Source organism: Curtobacterium sp. NPDC089991, assembly GCF_044748425.1.
Taxonomy (GTDB): domain Bacteria; phylum Actinomycetota; class Actinomycetes; order Actinomycetales; family Microbacteriaceae; genus Curtobacterium.
Genome location: NZ_JBIVGB010000005.1, coordinates 304,821 through 324,220, shown reverse-complemented (window position 1 = coordinate 324,220; position 19,400 = coordinate 304,821). Strand labels below are relative to the sequence as shown.

Sequence of the window (19,400 nt, the reverse complement as noted above, 5' to 3'; positions counted from 1 at the left end):
GTTCGGGGGTTGTCCCCACCGTTCTCCGGGGTACTGCCCGGATGCCCTCGCTCGTCGCCGGTGCGTAGCGTCGTCCCCATGAGCACACTCTCCCGCCCCCGCAACGGCCGCATCCTCGCCGGTGTCTGCGCCGGCCTCGCCGATCGCTTCGGCCTGTCCCGCACCCTCGTCCGCATCGGCTGGGTGATCCTGAGCCTGTTCCCCGGGCCGCTGTGGATCGCCTACGTCGTCCTGTGGTTCGTGGTGCCGGCAGAGGGCAACACCCGCCGCTGATCCCGGTCCGTCCGGACGGGGCTGAGCCCGGTCCGTCCGGACGGGTTAGTGTGGCGGCGTGCCGGTCTCCGTCTTCGATCTGTTCAGCGTGGGTGTCGGTCCCTCGAGCTCGCACACCGTCGGGCCGATGCGGGCCGGCGCCGAGTTCGCGTCCCTGGTGGCCGGGCTGCCCGTCGCCTCCGTCGCCGTCGACCTGTACGGCTCACTGGCGTCGACGGGACAGGGCCACGGCACCCTCGGCGCCGTGGTCGCCGGCCTGATGGGGTCCCACCCCGAGACCGTCGACCCGGACGCGATGTCCGCGGCGCTCGACACCCTCGAACGCGACGGCCTGCTCCGGCTCGACGGTGGGGCGACCGTGCCGTTCCGGCTCGCCGACATCGTGCTACACCCCCTGACCATGCTGCCCCGGCACCCGAACGCCATGCGGCTGCGAGCCCGTGACGGAGCCGGTGCCGACCTGGCCGACGAGACGTACTACTCGATCGGCGGCGGCTTCATCGCTCGCGACGGCGACGGCGACGGCGACGGCGACGGCGAGGACGGCGGTGCGGTGGACGACGGTGCCGTGGTCGCGGGGGCGGCGATCCCGGTCGACGACCGCGTGCCGTACCCGTTCTCGAGCGGCGCCGAGCTGCTGGCCGCCTGCGCTGCCTCCGGTCTGCCGATCAGCGGAGTGGCGCTCGCCAACGAGTCGGTCACCCGGACCGACGCCGACGTCCGCTCCGGGCTGCTCGACATCCATGCCGTCATGGACTCGTGCGTCGACCGCTCCGTCCGCCGTGACGGATGCCTGCCCGGCGGGCTCGACGTCCGGCGTCGTGCAGCCACGTGGCACGAGCAGCTCACCCGCGAGGACCCCGACCACGACCCGCTGTTCGCCATGGAGTGGGTGAACCTCGTCGCCATGGCGGTGAACGAGGAGAACGCCACCGGCGGCCGGGTCGTCACCGCACCCACCAACGGCGCCGCCGGCATCATCCCCGCGGTGTTGTACTACGCGCTCACCTACGTCCCCGCGATCACCGCTGCCGACCGGGACGACGCCGTCGTGCGGTTCCTGCTCACAGCCGGCGCCGTCGGGTCGATCTACAAGGAGCGCGCATCGATCTCCGGTGCCGAGGTCGGGTGCCAGGGCGAGGTCGGCTCGGCCGCGTCGATGGCGGCCGCCGGACTCGCCGAGGTCCTCGGGGGCAGCCCGGAACAGGTCGAGAACGCCGCGGAGATCGCGATGGAGCACAACCTCGGGCTCACCTGCGACCCGATCGGCGGCCTGGTGCAGATCCCGTGCATCGAGCGGAACGCGATCGCCGCGAACAAGGCGATCAACGCCGCACGGATGGCCCTCCGTGGCGACGGCGTGCACCACGTGTCGCTCGACCAGGTCGTCGAGACGATGCGGCAGACCGGGGCGGACATGTCGACGAAGTACAAGGAGACCGCCATGGGCGGGCTCGCGGTGAACGTCCCGCTCTGCTGAACGATCCGGCTGCCCGGGCCGCGACCGCTCAGCCGTGCAGGAGCGTCAGCAGCCGGGCGGTCTCGGTGGAGATCGCTTCGCGCCCCGCCGACACGTACTTCCGTGGGTCGACCAGGTCGGGCCGCTCGTCGAGCACGGTGCGCAGGGCACGCGTGAACAGGCCGTTCAGGTGCGTCGAGATGTTGATCTTCGTCATGCCGGCCTGCACCGCGCCGCGCAGTTCGTCGTCGGACAGTCCCGACGAACCGTGCAGGACCAGCGGGACCGGCACCGCGTCACGCAGGCGTTCCACCAGGTCGCGGTCGACCGAGGCTTCGCGGGTCTGCATCGCGTGCGAGGTCCCGACGGCGACGGCCAGGGCGTCCACCCCGGTGTCGGCCACGAACGCGGCGGCATCGGTGGGGTCGGTGCGGACACCCGGAGCGTGCACGCCGTCCTTGCCGCCCACTTCGCCGAGCTCGGCCTCGATGGCGACGCCGGCGGCGTGACACCGGACCGCGAGGGCACGGGTGGCGGCGACGTTCGCCGCGAAGTCCAGGTGCGAGCCGTCGTACATGACGGAGTCGACGCCCAGGTCGATGCCGGCGGCGACGAGGTCCGGGTCCTCGATGTGGTCGAGGTGGACCAGGACGTCGACGTCGGCGGCCCGGGCGATCGCCTGGGTCGCGGTCGTGATCGGTGCGAGACCGCCGTGGTACCGGACGCAGTTCTCGCTGATCTGCAGGATGACGGGCAGTCCGGCCCGCTCGGCCCCGGTGACGATGGCCTCGGCGTGCTCGAGCAGCACGACGTTGAACGCGCCCACGCCGCGGTGTGCCGTGCGGGCGGTGTCGAGCAGGCCCGTCAGGGCGAGGTCGGTGATCATGCTGGGGTCCTCGTTCGGTCGGGGTGGGTCAGGAAGCGGTGGACGTCGGCGGGGTCGACCTCGCCGGCCACCGGGCGCAGGACGGCGGCGGCGCCGTGGGCGGCGGCGGACCGGAGCGCTCGGAGCAGGGTGTCGTCGGTGAATGGGGCACCGGTGCCCTGCTGGTGACCCGAGCGGACCAGGGCACCGACCAGACCGGCGGTCGCTGCGTCGCCCGCCCCGGTCGGGTTGCCCGAGACGCCGGGCACCGCTGGAACCTCGAGCACGTGGTCCGTGGTGTGGGCGGCGATGCCGTGCGCACCGCGGGAGACCACGACGACGCCCGCACCGCGTTCCAGCAGCCGGAGGGCGGCGGTGCGTTCGTCCGCGGCGCCCGTGGCCTCGAGCAGCTCTTCGCGGTTGGGCTTGCAGACGATGGCACCGGCGCTCGCCGCCGCCAGCAGTGCGGCACCGGAGCAGTCCACGACGCTCAGGACGCCGTGCTCGTGGGCCGTGGCGACCCAGCGCGCGACGACGTCGGGTGCGGCACCGCCGGGCAGCGAACCGGACACCACGAGGCCGGTGGCGTCGGCGCGGCCGAGCAGTCCGTCGACCGCTGCGGCGACGGCGTCCCACTCGGTGCCGGTGAGCACCGGGCCGGGCTCACCGAACATCGTCGGATGGGCGACGTCGTCGACCACGGTGACGGTCGTGCGGGTCGTGCCGGACACCACGACGTCGGTGTGGCCGAGGCCGAGGTCGTCGAGCGCGTCCGACACCCAGCGGCCGGGCGTCTCCCCGAGGGGCAGGACGGCGTGCGTCGCGACACCCGTCGCCGCCAGGACCCGACCGACGTTCAGGCCCTTGCCACCCGGGTGCCGTGCGACGTCGAGGACCCGCTGGGTCTCGCCGATGCGCTGTTCGGCGACCCGGTACGTGACGTCGACGGCCGGGTTCGGGGTGACGACGACGATCACGAGACCACCGCCGTCCGCAGGGGGTTCCGCACCGCACCGGTGTCGGGGTCGAGCACGAGGAGATCGGCGGGTGCGCCGACCGTGAGCGGCGCCGGCCGACCGAGCAGCCGAGCCGCACGTGTGGCAGAGGCGGCGACGACCTCGGGCACCGCGACCCCGCTCGTCAGCAGCCCACGGACCGCGTCGGCGACGGTGATCGTGCTGCCCGCCAACGACGACCCGTCGGCGAGCATCGCGACACCGCCGCGGACCGAGACCGCGGACCCGGCGATGGTGTGGTCACCGTCGGGGCAGCCCGTCGCCGACATCGCATCGGACACGAGCACCAGGCGGCCAGGGGCGCTCCGCTGGACGAGCCCGATCGTGGTCGGGTCGAGGTGGTGTCCGTCGACGATGCACTCGAGCAGGACGCGGTCGTCGGTCAGGGCGACCCCGACCGGCCCCGGCGTGCGGTGGTGCAGCGGTGGCATGCCGTTGAACAGGTGCGTGACGAGCGTGGCACCGGCGTCGATCGCGCGGCGGGTCTGCTCGGCGGTGGCGTCGGTGTGCCCGATCGCCACGACGACCCCGGCGGCGACGAACCGCGCCACGGTGTCGAGGGCGCCGGGGAGCTCGGGGGCGAGTGTCACGACCCGCAGCGCGCCGTCGGCGGCCGCCAGGTACGCGTCGACCTCGAGCGGGTCCGGCGCGTGGAGCAGGTCCACCCGGTGGGCTCCGCGGCGGGCCGGGGACAACCACGGCCCTTCGAGGTGCAGGCCCGCCAGCGTGCCGTCCGAGGTGAGCGGTCGCAGGCGCGTGAGGGCTGCGACGGTGTCGTCGGGACGCCCGGTCGCGATCGAGGCGACGAGCGTCGTGGTCCCCCGTGACCGGTGGTGCGCGGCCGCCGCTCGGGCGTCCGCTGCGGAACACGTCGCGAAGTCGTGGCCGAGTGCGCCGTGGGCGTGCAGGTCGACGAAGCCCGGCACGACGGTGCCCTCGACGGTGACCGCGGAGTCCGCGCGCGGCGGTGTGCCGGCACCGACCGCGAGCACGGTGGCGTCGTCGCCGAGGACGAGCCACCCGTCGTGCAGGTCGTGGGCGGCGGTCACGATGCGTGGCGCGCGGACGAGCGTGGTCACAGCAGCACCCCGCTCTCGAGCAGCCGCCGTGCGAGCAGACCTGCGCCGATGGCTCCGGCGGCGTCGCCGTGGGCGGCCGGCAGGATCTCCGGGGCGCGGACCCCGACGAGCCGCTCGGCCACCGCCGTGCGGAGCGGCCCGAACAGCAGCGGGCCGGACTCGGCGAGTCCCCCGCCGACGATGACGGTGTGGCAGCCGGCGACCGCGGTCGTCCAGGCGAGGGCGTCCGCGAGCACGGCGACGCAGTCGTCCCAGACGGCGGTCGCCACGGGGTCGCCGTCGCGCACCCGGAGCATGGCCGCTTGCGCCGATGCCGACCCGGAGCGGCGTGCGACTCCCCCGGCCGATGCGATCTCCTCGACCCGGAGCCCCTCGTGCGGTCCGGACGGGATCAGCACCTGGCCGATCTCCCCCGCCCATCCGCCCCCGGACACGACCTGGCCGTCGACGACCAGCGCGCTGGCCAGGCCGGTGCCGACGGGTACGAACGCGACCGATCCGCGGGACAGCGCCGTGTCACCGGTGTGGGTCTCGGCGAGGGCACCGGCGCGGACGTCGTGGCCGAAGGCGATCGGGACGTCGACGCCGCGTCGGACGAGCTCGGCCCGCACGAGGTCGCGGACCGGCACGTCCCGCCACCCGAGGTTCACCGCGAGGACGACGGTGCCGGCGGCTTCGTCGACGACACCCGGCGTGACGAGCCCGACGGCGTCGAGCCGACCGCGGTCGAGCGCCCGCACTGCCAGGTCGGCGACGGCCACGGCAAGTCGGAGCCCCGACGGATCGTCGCGCGGCGTCGGGACCCGGGTCTCGTCCAGGACGAGTCCGTCGGCGTCGGTCAGCCGGGCCTTGGTGCCCGTGCCGCCGACGTCGACCCCGAGCACCGTGCCTGCGCCCGCCATCAGGTGAGGATGACCGACCGCGTCAGCGAGCGGGGGTTGTCCGGGTCCAGCCCACGACCCTCGGCCAGGGCGACGGCGAACCGGTGCACGACGACGAGGCCGGCGATCGGGTCGAGGTCGTGCTGCACGAAGCGCGCACCGGTGGCGGCGACCTCGTCGGCCAGCCCCTGCGGTGCGGCACCGAGCGACCAGACGAGCCGGCCGGGCTGCGCGATGGCGATCGGCCCGTGCCGGTAGTCCATCGCCGGGTAGGACTCGGCCCAGAACTGCGCAGCCTCCCGCGTCTTGAGTGCGGCCTCGAACGTCAGGCCGACGGCGGCACCGCGGCCCACGAAGGAGACCTGCTCGGCGTCGAGCAGGTCGTCGATCGGCAGGGTCAGCGCGATCTCGGCCTGGGCGGCGAGGGCCTCGACGTCGTCGCCGATCGACGCGCGCAGCAGGGCGAGCGCCGTGGTGGCGAACCGCGTCTGCACGACGGAGCGCTCGTCGGCGAAGGGCAGTGCGACCACGTCGTCGGCGACGGCCGCGGCGGGACTGTCCGCGACGGCCGTGATCAGGACGGTGCGCTGCGACGGCAGGGCCTGCAGCAGGTCGACGATCTCGGTCGTCGTGCCCGAGCGGCTGATGGTGAGCACACGGTCGTACTCGCGCGATGCGGGGTACTCGGAGCCGGCGAAGGCGTCGGTGACCCCGAGGCCGGCCTGCTCACGGGCGACGGCGTAGCTCATCGCGATGAACCAGCTCGTGCCGCAGCCGATCACGGCGACGCGTTCACCGGGCTGGGGGAGCGCGTCCGAGAAGGTCGGCAGGAGTGCTGCGGCGGCGCGCCAGGTCTCCGGCTGGGAGGCCAGTTCGGCGCTCACGAAGGTGTCGGTCATGGGAGCCTTCCGGTCCGGTTCGATCCGGGTGATCGATGATCAGGAAGCGTAGCGAGCGATCGTGCGCGATGGAAGACCAAAGCGTCAATTCCGATCACCGAGCAAGCGCGATGGCACCGTAGGATGGCCGTCATGACCCCCCAACAGCGGCTGAACGCCCTGCTCGAACTGGTGAGCGAACGCGGCAACGTGTCGATCGCCGAGATCGGCGAGCTGCTGGGGATCTCGGCCGCCACGGCCCGACGCGACCTCACGACGCTCGCCGACCAGCGGCTCGTCACGCGCACGCACGGCGGAGCAGCGGCGCTCGGGGCCGGTTACGAACTGCCCCTGCAGTACAAGATCGCGCGCCAGGCCGAGGCGAAGACCGCCATCGCCCGTGCCGCCGCGCGACTGGTGCAGCCGGGCGAGACCGTCGGGCTGAACGGTGGGACCACCACGACCGAGGTCGCGCGGGAACTCGGCAAGAGCGAGCGGTTCATCCGTGCCGACGGTGAGTTCGGGATCACGATCGTGACGAACGCGCTCAACGTCGGGTACGAGCTGTCCGTCCGCGCCAACGTCAAGATCGTGGTGACGGGCGGGGTGGCGCGGCGGCAGTCGTACGAGCTCGTCGGCCCACTCGTCCGCGACACCCTCGACGAGTTCGCGCTCGACCTCGTGGTCCTCGGGGTGGACGGGCTCACCGGGCAGTACGGCGCCACGACCATGCACGAGGGCGAGGCCGAGGTCAGCCGGCACTTCGCCTCGGTCGGCCGACGGGTCATCGTGGTCGCCGACTCGACCAAGATCGAGCGGTCGACGTTCGCCAGGATCTGCCCGCTGGACCGCATCGACGTCCTGGTCACCGACCAGCCCGTCCCGCCGGCCTTCGCAGCCGACCTCGCCAGCGCCGGCGTGGAGCTCGTCGTCGCCGACTGAGCCGACGGACGAGCGCCCGGATCCCGGGCGCGACGTTTCGATCGTGTAAAACCCTCCCGTCGTGGACCCATGAGCGATCCGTGAGCGCCTATTGTGCATTCATGATCGATTCGGCATCATGGGCGTCACAATCACGCAAGGGAGCGAGATGAGCATGGGCGTTGACAACGGGATCCTCCGCGTCGCGGTGATCGGGATGGGCCAGCGGTCCGCCATCGCACGGCACGTCGCCGAGGCGGTCGCCGCGGACCCGGCACTGCAGGCGCAGGTCGTCGCCGTGGCGGACGTCACCGCAGCGGGCCGCGAGCGCGGGCGGGCCGAGTACCCCGATGCGCTCGTGGTCGAGCACCACCGGGACCTCACGGGCCAGGTCGACGCCGCGATCGTGACCACCCCGGACTGGACACACGCCGAGATCGCGATCGACCTGCTCCGCGCGGGCATCGCCGTCTACCTCGAGAAGCCCCTCGCCATCACGGTCGAGGACGCCGACGCGGTCCTCAACACCGCCGCCGAGACGGGTACCTCGCTCTACGTCGGCCACAACTTCCGCCACGCGGCCGTCGTCCGCCTGATGCGCGAGATCGTCGACCGCGGCGAGATCGGCGAGGTCAAGGCCGTCTGGTGCCGCCACTTCGTCGGCAACGGCGGGGACTACTACTTCAAGGACTGGCACGCCGACCGCGCGAACGTCAACTCCCTGCTCCTGCAGAAGGCCAGTCACGACCTGGACGTCATCCACGCACTCGGCGGCGGGGACACCAGCCGCGTCGTGGGCATGGGGTCACTGTCGGTCTACGGCGACGTCAGCGACCGACGGGACCGCAGCGGCGAGCTGATGGGGGACTGGTTCTCCCACGACAACTGGCCGCCACTCGCCCAGACCGGGCTGAACCCGGTCGTCGACGTCGAGGACGTCTCGATGGTGATGATGACGCTCGACAACGGCGTGCAGGCCAGCTACGAGCAGTGCCACTTCACCCCGGACTACTGGCGGAACTACACGGTCATCGGCACCGAGGGTCGCCTCGAGAACATCGGCGACACCGGCGGTGGCGTCGTGAAGGTCTGGACGCACCGTCGTGGCTGGGACACCGCGGGGGACCGCGAGTACCCGATCGACGGCGTCGAGGACGGTCACGCCGATGCCGATCTGATCACCATGACCGAGTTCCTGCGGTCCGTCGCCCTCGGCGAACCGACGGAGCTGTCCCCGATCGCGGCGCGCGCCGCGGTCGCCGCCGGTGCCCTGGCGACCCGTTCGCTGCGCACCGGTTCCGTCCCCATCGACGTCCCGCCGCTGCCGGCCGAGACGATCGCGCACTTCAGCCGGCCCGCCACACCCTCCACACGACCCGCTCCGCACCCCACCCACCCCGCCCAGACCGTCGGTTCCTGACGGCCGTGCGAAAGGACCTCCCGATGACCGCACACATCCCCGCCCGAGGAACCGGCGTCCGCCGGATCCTCGTCGGCGCCGTCGCCGCCCTCGGCGCGGCCGCACTCCTCGCCGGGTGCTCCACGTCCTCCGGGGCGTCGAGCTCCGGCGGCGACTACACCGCCGCCGCGAAGGACACCAAGGCGAACCTGACGTACGCCGTCTGGGACGAGAACCAGGTCAAGGCGATCAAGGCCAACCTCAAGGGCTTCAACGAGGAGTACCCGGACATCAAGGTCAGCGTCGACGTCACGCCGTTCGCCAACTACTGGACGAAGCTGCAGACCCAGGGCTCGAGCAACACGCTGCCCGACCTGTTCTGGATGAACGGCCCCAACTTCCAGCTGTACGCGGCCAACGGCAAGCTCGCGCCGATCACCGGCGAGGTCAAGGCCGGCGACATCGACCCCGCGAAGTACTCGAGCGCGCTGAACGACCTGTACACGTACGACGACACCCAGTACGGCGTGCCGAAGGACTTCGACACCATCGGCGTCTGGGTCAACAAGGCCCTGTTCGAGAAGGCCGGCATGGACCTGCCGTCGAAGGACTGGACCTGGGACGACTTCCAGAAGACCGGCGCCGAGCTCAGCAAGAAGCTCAAGGCCGACGGCGCGTACGGCGCGGCCGGCGGCATGGACGGCCAGACGACCTACTACGACACGATCTTCCAGGCCGGGGGATCGGTCGTGAACGCGGACGGCACGAAGTCCGAGTACGCCTCGAAGGCATCGGAAGCGGGCCTGCAGTTCTGGACGGACCTGATCGACTCGGGCGCTTCGCCGTCGATCAAGCAGCTCACCGACACCACCGCCGACCAGTGGTTCACGTCGGGCAAGCTCGCGATGTACCAGGGCGGCAGCTGGTTCCGCTCGGCCCTGACCGGCACCGCGATGGAGAAGGACATCGTCGTGTACCCCCTGCCGAAGGGCAAGGAGCAGGCGACCGTCATCCACGGTGTCTCGAACGTCGTGTCCGAGGCGAGCAAGAACAAGGCCGCGGCGCAGGCGCTCCAGGTCTACCTCGCCGGCAAGACCGCCCAGCAGCAGCAGGGCGACATGGGTGCCGTCATCCCGGCCTACGAGGGCACGCAGTCCGCCTTCACGAAGACGATGCCGGACGCCGACCTGCAGGTGTTCCTCGACGCCGTCGACTACGCCAAGCCCCTGCCGGTGTCGAAGAACACCGCCGCGTGGAACACCCTCGAGACCAACCTCCTGCCGAACGCCTTCGACGGTTCGACCCCGGTCGACGACGTCGCGAAGCAGCTCGCGCAGAAGATGGACGCCGCCCTCGCCAAGGAACAGTGAGTCCCGAGCCGATGACGATCAACACCGAGCGGCCGCAGGCCGCCTCCACCCCCGCCCGGACGACGCGTTCGTCCGGGCGGGGCGCCCCCGGCCCGACGGCCGGCGGCAAGCGCGCACCCCGACGGACCGACGGCTGGTGGCCGTGGCTGTTCGTCCTGCCGCTGCTCATCGGCGTCGGCACGTTCTACATCTGGCCGATCATCCAGACGTTCTGGTACTCCTTCACCAGCTGGGGCGTGTTCGGCGGTGCGACGTTCAGCGGCGTCGCGAACTACGTGCGGCTCGCCGGTGACCCGCAGCTGTACCAGTCGCTGCTCAACACGATCGTCTACACGGTCATCGTGCTGGCCGGCATCCCGATCGCGGTGTGGCTCGCCAGCCTGCTGAACACCCCGGGCCTGCGGTTCGCGCAGTTCTACCGGGTGCTCTTCTTCCTGCCCTACGTCGCCATGCCGGCCGCGATCGCCCTCGTCTGGCGCATCATGTTCAACGGCGACTACGGCATCGTGAACTGGTTCATCGGACTGTTCGGCATCGACGGTCCGTACTGGATCTCGACGCCCGGGTTCGCGCTCGTCGCGGTGAGCTTCGTCGGCCTGTGGTCGTCCCTCGGGTTCTCGATGATCATTCTCGGCGCAGGCCTCAAGGACATCCCACCGGAGCTGTACGAGGCGGCCGAGCTCGACGGCGCGAGCCGCTGGCGGCAGTTCCGCTCCGTCACGGTCCCGCTGCTCAGCCCGAGCATCTTCTTCGTGGTCATCGTCACGACGATCTCGAGCTTCCAGCTGTTCGACCTGCTCTACGCCATCCTCGGCAGCACCAACCCGGTGATCCCGAAGACGATGTCGCTCGTCTTCTACTTCTACAGCGCCGGGTTCATCGACAACGACAAGGGCTTCGCGGCCGCGATCGCCATGGTGATCTTCCTGCTCATCGGCATCGTCACGCTCGTGCAGTTCCGTGTCCAACGGAAGTGGGTGCAGGCATGACCGCAACCGTCACACCGCCACGGGCAGCACGCCGGCCCGGTCGTCGCGGCGGCAGTCACTGGTGGATCCACGTCGTCCTCGGCGTCGGCGGCTTCGCGATGGCGTTCCCGTTCGTCTGGCAGATCATCATGTCGCTGTCCACGAACGCCCAGGTGCAGTCCGTCACCCCGACCTTCTGGCCGGGGGAGCTGCAGTGGCAGAACTACGCGCAGGTGTTCGAGCGTCTGCCGTTCCTCAGCCAGCTCGGCACGTCCGTGTACGTCACGATCATCCGCACCCTCGCGCAGATCGTGCTCTGCACGCTCGCCGGCTACGCCTTCGCCCGCATGCGGTTCCGCGGCCGGGCGATCCTGCTCGCGATCGTGCTGTCGATCCTGCTCGTGCCGTCGCAGGTCTACCTGATCTCGCAGTACCAGATCGTGCAGGGGCTCGGATGGCTCGACACCCTGATGGGGATCGTCGCGCCGGGCCTGTTCAGCGCGTTCGGCACCTTCCTGATGCGGACGGCGTTCCTGAACATGCCGCCCGAGCTCGAAGAGGCTGCGCGCATGGACGGCGCGAACCCGTTCCAGACGTTCTGGCGGATCATGCTGCCGCTCGCCCGTCCCTCGATCAGCGTGCTCGCGATCACGACGGTGCTGTGGTCGTGGAACGAGCTGCTCTGGCCGCTCGTCGTCTCGACTCGTGCCGAGGACATGCCCCTCGCCGCAGGACTCGCGACGCTGTCGAGCGACCGGACGATCGACTACCCGGTGCTCATGGCCGCGAGCCTGATGGCCATGGCCCCGGTGCTCATCATGTTCATCGTCCTGCAGCGGCGGGTGATGGACGGGCTCGCCTCGTCCGGTCTGAAGTGACCGCCGACACCCCCGGCCAGGAGGCCCGTCCCGCGTCCGTCGCGGTCCTCGCCGCCGCCGTGGGGTCGCCGGACGACTCCGCCACGGTGGCGGCCGCACTGGCCGCCACCGTGGCCGACGCGGAGCCCGCCCAGCGGGACGCCCTGCTGGTCGCCGCGCTCCGCGCGGCCGTGCCCGGCAACGCCGCGGCGCTCGAGGCGCAGGGGCTCCCGCGCAGCTTCGCCGAGGCGTCCGTGTCGGACGTCGACCGCAAACTCGACCGGTACGGTCTGCGTGGCACGGGGGTGGACTGGCTCGTCGCGGTGGCGACCGGTCGCGTGGTGGCCGTGGGGCGCCTCCAGTACGAACTCGGCGACCACCTGCCCGACGGCCAGCCGGCCTGGGGCGTCCACGTCCCGGAGACCGGGCCGCTCGATCCGGACACCTGCGACCGGTCCTTCGCCCGCGCGCCGGAGGTCCTGCGCGCCCTCGCACCGGCGCTCGCCGCCGACCGGTGGCAGTGCCGCTCGTGGATCCTCGATCCCGGTCTGGCCGCGGTGCTCGGCCCCGACGCGAACCTGGTGCGCTTCGCCCGACGGTTCCGGCTCGCGCCACCCGGCCCGCACGACGCCGCCGAGGGCGACGAGAGCGTGGCGAAGTTCGTGTTCGGTGTGCCGCTGGCCACGGCGCGCGCCTCGAACGCGTCCGGTCGCCTGCCCCTGGCGGTGCTCGACCGGTGGGCGGCGGGCGCGCACTGGACCGAACGGACCGGCACCGCACCCGTCGTCTGATCGCGCGCAGCAGTCAGCGCGTACCGTGCAGCGCATGACGAAGCCCGACCACGACCACCTCGACGACGGCGTGGACATGACGTTCGAGGAACGACGCCAGGACACCTTCCGACGCATGTCCGGGTCCGACGCGCACGACGCCGACCCCCGGGTCGAGGTGTCCCGCGCCGAGGACGGCGACGTCCGCATCGACGTGGCCGACACCGCAGCCGTGCGCCCCGGCGGTCCGAAGCGCGCCTGAACCCGGCGCGGCCCGATCGCGGGGCCGGATCGGCTCTTCCGCTCGGGATCGTCGACCGGTAGCGTGCGAGGTGATCCGCGTTCCGCGGACACCGTGCACCATCGCATCGACGCGAGGAGTCGACATGGCCGGCAAGTTCGAGATCTGGACCGACGCCAAGGGTGAGTACCGCTTCCACCTGAAGGCGGGCAACGGCGAGGTCATCGCCACGTCCGAGGGGTACACGACCAAGGCGAGCGCGAAGAGCGGCATCGCCTCGGTGCAGGCCAACGCGCCGGCCGCCGAGATCGTCGAACTCGACTCCTGATCGTCGGCGTCGGCCGGTGACGGTGGGGCACGGCATGATCGTTCCGTGCACCTCGTCCTCCGCCGCGTCGACGGCGGCGTCTTCGCGACGCCCCTGACCGACTCGGGGACCGCTGGCGGTGAGCCGATGCGCGTGGACGAGTCGGGCCTCCCGGCCTTCGTCGCGGCGCACGACGCACCGAGCGTGCGCTGGGTGTGGGACGACACCGCACGCTGGTACCCGGCCGTGCTCGCCGCCGGCGGACGCGTGGGGCGCTGCGTCGACCTGCGGTTGTGCCGACGGATCCTCCGCGCAGCGCTGGCCGCGCGTGGCTCCGCACTCGCGGCGGCACCGGCGGACGCGCTCGACGCTCCGGTGGCGGAGGCCCGGGTCGTCCGGCCGACGCAGGCCCAGCTCTTCGACGACGCGCTGTTCACCGCGTCGGTGCCGGACGACGACGTCGACCCGGTCGCCGAGTTCCGGGCACAGCTCGCGGCGGTCGCGGGGTCGACGTCGCCCGGTGCCCTCCGCCTGCTGACGACCGCCGAGTCCGCCGGAGCCCTCGTCGCGGCGGAGATGCTGCACGCGGGGCTGCCGTGGCGTGCCGACGTGCACGAACGCTTGCTCGAGGAGACGCTCGGGCCGCGTGTCCCGTACGGCGTGCGGCCGCGCCGGCTCGAGGAGATCGCCGCCGTCGTCCGCGACCGCCTCGACGACCCGACGCTCAACCCGGACTCGCCGGCCGACGTCCTGCGCTCGTTGCGCCGTGCCGGGCTCATGGTGACGAGCACCCGCAAGTGGGAGCTGCAGGAGATCGAGCACCCCGTCATCGAACCGCTGCTCGAGTACAAGCGACTCGCGCGGCTCCTGACGGCGAACGGCTGGACGTGGCTCGACGACTGGGTGCGCGACGGCCGGTTCCACCCGAAGTACGTGGTCGGCGGCGTCGTGACCGGACGCTGGGCGGCCGACGGCGGGGGAGCGATGCAGCTGCCGAAGGGCATCCGCGGGGCCGTCATCGCCGACCCGGGCTGGAAGCTCGTCGTGGCCGACGCTGCGCAGCTCGAGCCCCGCGTGCTCGCCGCGATGGCCGGTGACCGAGCGATGGCCTCCGCGGGCGACGGACGCGACCTGTACGACGGCGTCGTGGCCTCGGGCGCGGTCGAGACCCGGCAGCAGGCGAAGGTGGCCATGCTCGGCGCGATGTACGGCGCCACCCAGGGCGAGGGCGGCCGGCTCGTCCCACGCCTGGTGCGGGCGTTCCCGCGTGCGCTCGACCTGGTCGAACGCGCCGCACGCGCGGGGGAGCGGGGCGAAGCCGTCACGACGTTGCTCGGTCGGACGTCGCCCGTGCCGGAGTCGTCGTGGTTCGAGGCCAGGAACCAGGCCTACACGGTCGAGGGGACCCCGGCGATGCAGCGTGCCGTCGAGTCACGGGCGCGGAGCTGGGGGCGGTTCACCCGGAACTTCGTGGTGCAGGGGACCGCGGCCGAGTGGGCGCTCGCGTGGATGGGGTCGTTGCGCTCCCGGCTCACCGCGCGGTTCCCCAGGGCCGTGACGGACGGCCCGCACCTGGTGTTCTTCGTGCACGACGAGATCGTGGTGCACGCGCCGGAGGAGCACGCCGAGTGGGTGGCGACGCAGATCCGTGAAGCCGCGGTCGACGCCGGACGCTTGCTGTTCCAGGACTTCCCGGTGACGTTCCCGCTGTCGGTCGCGGTGGTGGGGGCGTACTCCGAGGCGAAGGACTGACCGGTACCTGGTTGCATGGTGTCGTGACGACGCCGTACCGAAGGTCAGACCACCGGGGTGCCGCCGTACTGCTCATGGTGCTGGTGGTGGTCTCCTGGGTGGCCACGATCGCGTTGCCGATCGTCGCCCTGTCGTTGATGCTCCACGTCGAGGCGCCGGCGGAGCGGGCCGTCCCGATCGTCATCGCGTGGTTCATGACCCCGTTCATGACCGCGCTCGGTGTGACCGTGGGGCTGGTCATCCTCCAGCGGTCTCGCCGGAGTGCCGAGCTGGAGCGCCGCGATCAGCGCCGGGCGGCGCGGTAGGCAACGGCGTCGTCCCGCCAGCGGACGGCCTCGGCGTCGAAGTCCGGGATGCTGTCGAGGTCCGGGCCGCCGACGGCGTAGTGCTCGACGATCGCGTCGTTCGCCGCGCGACCGATCGTGGCGCCACGCTCGACCATCCGCTCCTCGTACGCGCGCACGGCGTCGTCCAGGGACGTGCCGTCGCCGGCCGATGTCAGGACGGCGCGAGCGAGTTCGGCTCCGTCGAGGAGCGCGAGGTTGACGCCGTTGCCGCCGAAGGGCGACATGACGTGCGCAGCGTCACCGAGCAGTGTGATCCCGACACGGTGCTCCCACCTGGTCGGCGTCGGCAGGGCGAAGATCGGCCGGTTCGGCAACGACCCCTCGCTGTCGTCGATGACGCGGAGGAGTTCCGGCGCGAACTCGGCGAACCGTTCACGGAGCGCCGTCCGGACGCGCTCGGTGTCGGTCGTCTGCGTTCCGTTCGCGTCCAGGACGCGGCCTCGACCGTCGGCGGTGCCGAGCCCGGCGTGGGCGAGCCAGTCGAGCTCCGCGCGCATCGAGACGTAGCCGCGGACGACGTCGCCGCTGTTTCGCTGGAGCACGATTGTCCGTCCGTCGCCGTTGGCCCACATGTGACCGTCGCCGACGAGCTCGGCGATCTCGGGGTGCTGTTCGGTGACGCGGGTGAACAGCGCCTCGACGAAGGTGACCCCGGTGTACGACGGCACCGCATCGGTGAGCGCTGCACGCACCCTCGACCACGCACCGTCCGCGCCGACGACGAGGTCGGCCGACGCCGTGGAGCCGTCCGTGAACGTGATGACGCCGTCGCTGACCGCGGCGACCCGGTGCCCCCACCGGATCGTGTCCGGCGCGAGTGACTCGACGAGCATCCGGCGGAGCTGTGCACGGTCGATCTCGGGCGCGGCTGCTTCGCCGTCGGCGGGGGCCTGGTCGACCAGGACCGTTCCCGACGGGTCCAGGAGCCGGTGCGCCTGCCCCTCGGGGCGGGCGAGCGCGGTGAACTCGCGCGAGAGTTGGGCGTCCTCGATCGCGATCTGGCCGCTATCGGCATGGAGGTCGAGCGTTCCTCCCTGGTCACGCGCCGCGAGCGACTCGTCGGCGTCGTACACGGTGACGTGGAGTCCACCGAGCTGCAGGATCCGTGCGGTGAGCAGGCCGCCGGGGCCCGCCCCCACGACGGCGATGGTGGGGGCAGTGGTGGTGTTGGTCATGGCGTGCTCCGATCGGTCGGACTGACCGAACGATCGTTCGGCTGGAGGCGACACTACTTACCGAACGATCGTTCGGCAAGTAGGATGCACGTCATGGATGCGATCACGACCCGACGACCTGGCAGCGAGACGAGGGCGCAGATCCTCCGGGTCGCCCTCGAGCAGTTCACCGAGCGTGGGTACGAGGGGACGTCCATCCGGGACATCGCCGAGGCCCTCGACATCACGAAGTCGTCGTTGTACTACCACTTCACGAACAAGGAGGCGATCGTCCGGGCGCTCCTCGACGGGCGGCGCAACGAGATCGACGAGTTGATCGCCTGGGTCGAGTCGCAGCAGGCCGGGCCCGACCTCCTGCGGCGGGCTGCGGTGCGGTGGGTCGAGTCCACCGGTCGCGACCGCGTGCAGGGCATGCGGTTCGCGCACGCCAACCGCCCGATCATGCAGAAGCTGGCCGCCGAGGGAACCGATCGCCGGTCCTGGTTCGACGCCGTCGTCGACCGGGTGCTCCCCGAGGCCGCGCCGAGGGCTGATCGACTCCGGGCGCAGATGGCGTTCGATACCGTGAGCGCCGCATTGTTCGCCGCGCAGGGGTCCGACGCCTCGGACGACGAGGTGCTCGAGGCCGCACGCACAGCCACGATCATGTTGACGGAGACCGGCGGCGACGAGCGACTCGTGGGCGGAACTTCGTGACGGGCTCCGCCGCACCTGGGCAGGGTGGACGGATGGACACCGAACGCGGGGACGCCGCCGACCGCACCGTCGGCGAGGTCGACCTCACCCGCTGGCGCACCCGCGCGGGCCGGGCGACCGCGCAGGGGTGGACCACGCTCGGTCACCGGTACGGCGCGATGCCGCTCCTGCTGCTCACGCTGGCCGTCGGGATCGGCATTGCCGTCGTCGCGACCTGGCTCGCCTCCGAGGTCTACGACGCCGTCCGCGAAGCCGACGACGTCGCCGTGCTCGACCGTCCGGTGCTCGACTGGGCACTCACCCTCCGGTCGCCCGTGGGGGATCGCCTGGTCACGTGGTGGACCGACATCGCGGGCACGATCGGCATGCCCATCGTCGCCCTCGGGTTCCTGGTCGGGTTCACCATCCAGCGTCGGGCGTGGACCCCGTTGGTGCTGCTCGTCGCGGCGAGTGGCGGCTCGCTGCTCATGACGATCGCGGGCAAGGACCTCATCGGTCGAGCGCGTCCGCCGCTCTCCGACGCGGTACCGCCCTACGAGCACTCGCCGTCGTTCCCGTCCGGCCACACCCTCAACGCGACGGTGATCGTGGGGACGATCGTGTACCTGTTGCTCCTGCGACAGTCGCGGGTCGTCACGCGGGTGTGGACGATCGTCGTCGGGACCCTGTTCGTGCTGTCGGTCGGGGCCTCGCGGGTGTTCCTCGGGCACCACTGGCTGACCGACGTACTGGCGGCGTGGGCGCTGGGTCTCGCCTGGCTCGCCCTCGTGATCACGGCGCACCGGCTGTACCTGACGGCGCTCCGCCACGGTGCCGAGCCCACTCCAGACGCAGACATCGTCAAGAAGACTTGAATTGCGATCGATCCTGTTCCAGAAACATCTTCGGAACTTGAACAACCCCTCTTCGAGTTCAAGTTTTGATCCGTAAAGTGGAACGATGGACCTCACGCGCTTCCGGAGCAGCCCCGTCGGTCAACTCGTTCCGGTTCGTGGAGTCGACGGTCGGACCGGCCGCTCGTACGACCACTTCGGTTTCGTACCGGACCCGCTCGGTGAAGTCCCGACATTGTCCGGAGTGACGTGGACCAAGGTCGCCCGCGCGAACCGGGCGCTCGGGGCGCTTCGGCAAGGATCATCTCTGATCCCGAACCCCGGCATCTTGCGCGCTCCGACTCTCCGGCGAGAGGCGCAGAGCACCTCCGCGCTCGAGGGCACCTTTGCGCCGCTGGACGACGTCCTCGCCGCGGAAGCGGTCGGGAAGGCTGACCGGTCCGCGGCTCTGTCCGAGGTACTGAACTACGTGGATACCGCCGAGCTCGGGTTCACCTGGGTGCAGGAGCGCCGCGTCACGACCGGTCTCCTCGAGGAACTGCAGTCGGTACTGGTCCGTGGCACTGCCGCAGATACACCGCAAGCTGGACACATCCGGACGGTTCCAGTGGCGATCGGAACGCGCGGAGGTGGCATCGAGGATGCCCGATTCGTCCCGATGCCACCGGGGACGCCGCTGCGAAGTGCGTTGGGTGACCTCCTCGAATGGGTGGACACGGCGCCTCTGTGCGACATCGACCCAGTGGTCGCGGCAGCGCTCACGCACTACCAGTTCGAGACGCTGCACCCGTTCATCGACGGCAACGGGCGTCTCGGTCGCTTGCTCATCGTCCTGCAGTTCATGCGATCTGACGTCCTCACGGAGCCGTTGCTGAGCGTCTCGCCGTGGTTCGAGGCCCGGCGAGAGGAGTACCAGGATGCGCTGGCCGCGGTCAGTGCAGAGGGGGCCTGGGACGAGTGGGTCGCGCTCTTCGCCGACGGGATCCACAGCTCCGCGACGGACACAGGAGCCCGGATGTCGGATCTTCTGGCGGTGCAAGCGGAGTACCGCGATCGCATCCGAGCAAGCGGAGCGCGGGGAATGGTCCTCGACGTGGCTGACTACCTCATCGGGGCGCCGTTCGTCACGGTTCCGATGTTGGCCAATGCTCTGGGAAAGACCTACCAGGCCGCCAGCAACGCCGTCGCTCGGCTCGTCGATCTCGACATCTTGTCCGAGGTCGAGCGGCAGGGAATCCGTGTCTTCCGGGCCTCGAACGTCGTCCAGGTCACGATGCGGTCGGGGAGCGGAACCCCTCAGTGAGCAGAAGACG

20 protein-coding genes and 1 pseudogene are annotated in these 19,400 nt (G+C 71.4%); 15 read left to right on the top strand and 6 right to left on the bottom strand.

The genetic code is table 11. From position 1 onward, the window contains the following. The first annotated feature begins 78 nt into the window (after positions 1-78). A complete protein-coding gene (locus ACIPV1_RS15775) occupies positions 79-273 on the top strand; it encodes a PspC domain-containing protein (RefSeq protein WP_111083567.1) in 195 nt (64 codons plus the stop codon). Between the two features lie 58 nt (positions 274-331). Next, complete coding sequence (locus ACIPV1_RS15770) at positions 332-1,753, top strand: L-serine ammonia-lyase (protein WP_402726768.1); 1,422 nt, start codon at positions 332-334, stop codon at positions 1,751-1,753. A gap of 28 nt (positions 1,754-1,781) precedes the next feature. On the opposite strand, the gene ACIPV1_RS15765 is transcribed toward ACIPV1_RS15770, so the two are convergent. The 5 genes from ACIPV1_RS15765 to ACIPV1_RS15745 are packed head-to-tail and all read right to left on the bottom strand — an operon-like array spanning position 1,782 to position 6,472. Then, positions 1,782-2,618, bottom strand: coding sequence for a class II fructose-bisphosphate aldolase (locus ACIPV1_RS15765; protein WP_194671778.1), 837 nt, complete (start codon positions 2,616-2,618; stop codon positions 1,782-1,784). Further along, entirely contained in the window at positions 2,615-3,574 is a 960-nt protein-coding gene (locus ACIPV1_RS15760; protein ID WP_131845885.1) for a 1-phosphofructokinase family hexose kinase, read from the bottom strand. The genes ACIPV1_RS15765 and ACIPV1_RS15760 overlap by 4 nt, the downstream gene beginning before the upstream one ends. Then, on the bottom strand, positions 3,571-4,692 hold the full coding sequence (gene nagA, locus ACIPV1_RS15755) for an N-acetylglucosamine-6-phosphate deacetylase (RefSeq protein WP_123293028.1): 1,122 nt from the start codon (positions 4,690-4,692) through the stop codon (positions 3,571-3,573). Before nagA ends, ACIPV1_RS15760 begins: the two co-directional genes overlap by 4 nt. Next, positions 4,689-5,594 carry an ROK family protein gene (locus ACIPV1_RS15750; protein WP_402726767.1) on the bottom strand — a complete coding sequence of 302 codons (906 nt, stop codon included), beginning with the start codon at positions 5,592-5,594 and terminating at the stop codon, positions 4,689-4,691. Before ACIPV1_RS15750 ends, nagA begins: the two co-directional genes overlap by 4 nt. Further along, positions 5,594-6,472 carry an SIS domain-containing protein gene (locus ACIPV1_RS15745; protein WP_123293030.1) on the bottom strand — a complete coding sequence of 293 codons (879 nt, stop codon included), beginning with the start codon at positions 6,470-6,472 and terminating at the stop codon, positions 5,594-5,596. Before ACIPV1_RS15745 ends, ACIPV1_RS15750 begins: the two co-directional genes overlap by 1 nt. Positions 6,473-6,604: 132 nt before the next feature. Between ACIPV1_RS15745 and ACIPV1_RS15740 the strand changes: the two genes are divergently transcribed. The 10 genes and pseudogenes from ACIPV1_RS15740 (at position 6,605) to ACIPV1_RS15695 (ending at position 15,341) form a co-directional block, all read left to right on the top strand. Next, a complete protein-coding gene (locus ACIPV1_RS15740) occupies positions 6,605-7,393 on the top strand; it encodes a DeoR/GlpR family DNA-binding transcription regulator (protein WP_165901013.1) in 789 nt (262 codons plus the stop codon). 148 nt (positions 7,394-7,541) lie between these two features. Then, entirely contained in the window at positions 7,542-8,792 is a 1,251-nt protein-coding gene (locus tag ACIPV1_RS15735; protein WP_402726766.1) for a Gfo/Idh/MocA family protein, read from the top strand. Positions 8,793-8,815: 23 nt separating this feature from the next. Next, positions 8,816-10,141 (top strand): ABC transporter substrate-binding protein, encoded by a 1,326-nt coding sequence (locus ACIPV1_RS15730; RefSeq protein ID WP_402726765.1) that lies wholly within the window; start codon positions 8,816-8,818, stop codon positions 10,139-10,141. A gap of 11 nt (positions 10,142-10,152) precedes the next feature. Next, positions 10,153-11,130 carry a carbohydrate ABC transporter permease gene (locus ACIPV1_RS15725; RefSeq protein WP_111083559.1) on the top strand — a complete coding sequence of 326 codons (978 nt, stop codon included), beginning with the start codon at positions 10,153-10,155 and terminating at the stop codon, positions 11,128-11,130. Then, positions 11,127-11,987, top strand: a complete 861-nt coding sequence (locus ACIPV1_RS15720) for a carbohydrate ABC transporter permease (protein ID WP_165901014.1) — start codon at positions 11,127-11,129, stop codon at positions 11,985-11,987. Before ACIPV1_RS15725 ends, ACIPV1_RS15720 begins: the two co-directional genes overlap by 4 nt. Then, the gene (locus ACIPV1_RS15715) at positions 11,984-12,757 is read left to right on the top strand and encodes a hypothetical protein (protein ID WP_402726764.1); all 774 of its coding nucleotides are present in this window, start codon (positions 11,984-11,986) and stop codon (positions 12,755-12,757) included. The genes ACIPV1_RS15720 and ACIPV1_RS15715 overlap by 4 nt, the downstream gene beginning before the upstream one ends. Before the next feature lie 34 nt (positions 12,758-12,791). Beyond that, on the top strand, positions 12,792-12,998 hold the full coding sequence (locus tag ACIPV1_RS15710; protein WP_111083557.1) for a hypothetical protein: 207 nt from the start codon (positions 12,792-12,794) through the stop codon (positions 12,996-12,998). Positions 12,999-13,122: 124 nt separating this feature from the next. After that, positions 13,123-13,272 (top strand): annotated as a pseudogene (locus ACIPV1_RS15705) (YegP family protein); the annotation flags it as partial. 78 nt (positions 13,273-13,350) lie between these two features. After that, entirely contained in the window at positions 13,351-15,036 is a 1,686-nt protein-coding gene (locus ACIPV1_RS15700; protein WP_402726763.1) for a bifunctional 3'-5' exonuclease/DNA polymerase, read from the top strand. Between the two features lie 23 nt (positions 15,037-15,059). Next, entirely contained in the window at positions 15,060-15,341 is a 282-nt protein-coding gene (locus tag ACIPV1_RS15695; RefSeq protein ID WP_402726762.1) for a hypothetical protein, read from the top strand. On the opposite strand, the gene ACIPV1_RS15690 is transcribed toward ACIPV1_RS15695, so the two are convergent. Further along, entirely contained in the window at positions 15,320-16,558 is a 1,239-nt protein-coding gene (locus tag ACIPV1_RS15690; RefSeq protein ID WP_123937027.1) for an NAD(P)/FAD-dependent oxidoreductase, read from the bottom strand. The genes ACIPV1_RS15695 and ACIPV1_RS15690 overlap by 22 nt on opposite strands. Positions 16,559-16,651: 93 nt before the next feature. On the opposite strand from ACIPV1_RS15690, the gene ACIPV1_RS15685 reads away from it, so the two are divergent. The 3 genes from ACIPV1_RS15685 (at position 16,652) to ACIPV1_RS15675 (ending at position 19,390) form a co-directional block, all read left to right on the top strand. Further along, the gene (locus ACIPV1_RS15685; protein ID WP_123937026.1) at positions 16,652-17,254 is read left to right on the top strand and encodes a TetR/AcrR family transcriptional regulator; all 603 of its coding nucleotides are present in this window, start codon (positions 16,652-16,654) and stop codon (positions 17,252-17,254) included. Between the two features lie 32 nt (positions 17,255-17,286). Further along, the gene (locus ACIPV1_RS15680) at positions 17,287-18,108 is read left to right on the top strand and encodes a phosphatase PAP2 family protein (RefSeq protein ID WP_123937025.1); all 822 of its coding nucleotides are present in this window, start codon (positions 17,287-17,289) and stop codon (positions 18,106-18,108) included. An 85-nt stretch (positions 18,109-18,193) separates the two neighbouring features. After that, a complete protein-coding gene (locus ACIPV1_RS15675) occupies positions 18,194-19,390 on the top strand; it encodes a Fic family protein (protein ID WP_123937024.1) in 1,197 nt (398 codons plus the stop codon). The last annotated feature ends 10 nt before the right edge of the window (positions 19,391-19,400 follow it).

Excerpts from the sequence above, each read along its gene's own strand:
- ACIPV1_RS15730 (WP_402726765.1), top strand. The coding sequence starts at position 8,816 with ATGACCGCACACATCCCCGCCCGAGGAACCGGCGTCCGCCGGATCCTC.
- ACIPV1_RS15690 (WP_123937027.1), bottom strand. The coding sequence starts at position 16,558 with ATGACCAACACCACCACTGCCCCCACCATCGCCGTCGTGGGGGCGGGC.
- ACIPV1_RS15675 (WP_123937024.1), top strand. The coding sequence starts at position 18,194 with ATGGACCTCACGCGCTTCCGGAGCAGCCCCGTCGGTCAACTCGTTCCG.
- ACIPV1_RS15725 (WP_111083559.1), top strand. The coding sequence starts at position 10,153 with ATGACGATCAACACCGAGCGGCCGCAGGCCGCCTCCACCCCCGCCCGG.
- ACIPV1_RS15720 (WP_165901014.1), top strand. The coding sequence starts at position 11,127 with ATGACCGCAACCGTCACACCGCCACGGGCAGCACGCCGGCCCGGTCGT.
- ACIPV1_RS15710 (WP_111083557.1), top strand. The coding sequence starts at position 12,792 with ATGACGAAGCCCGACCACGACCACCTCGACGACGGCGTGGACATGACG.
- ACIPV1_RS15685 (WP_123937026.1), top strand. The coding sequence starts at position 16,652 with ATGGATGCGATCACGACCCGACGACCTGGCAGCGAGACGAGGGCGCAG.
- ACIPV1_RS15775 (WP_111083567.1), top strand. The coding sequence starts at position 79 with ATGAGCACACTCTCCCGCCCCCGCAACGGCCGCATCCTCGCCGGTGTC.
- ACIPV1_RS15765 (WP_194671778.1), bottom strand. The coding sequence starts at position 2,618 with ATGATCACCGACCTCGCCCTGACGGGCCTGCTCGACACCGCCCGCACG.
- ACIPV1_RS15745 (WP_123293030.1), bottom strand. The coding sequence starts at position 6,472 with ATGACCGACACCTTCGTGAGCGCCGAACTGGCCTCCCAGCCGGAGACC.
- ACIPV1_RS15740 (WP_165901013.1), top strand. The coding sequence starts at position 6,605 with ATGACCCCCCAACAGCGGCTGAACGCCCTGCTCGAACTGGTGAGCGAA.
- ACIPV1_RS15750 (WP_402726767.1), bottom strand. The coding sequence starts at position 5,594 with ATGGCGGGCGCAGGCACGGTGCTCGGGGTCGACGTCGGCGGCACGGGC.
- ACIPV1_RS15680 (WP_123937025.1), top strand. The coding sequence starts at position 17,287 with ATGGACACCGAACGCGGGGACGCCGCCGACCGCACCGTCGGCGAGGTC.
- ACIPV1_RS15735 (WP_402726766.1), top strand. The coding sequence starts at position 7,542 with ATGAGCATGGGCGTTGACAACGGGATCCTCCGCGTCGCGGTGATCGGG.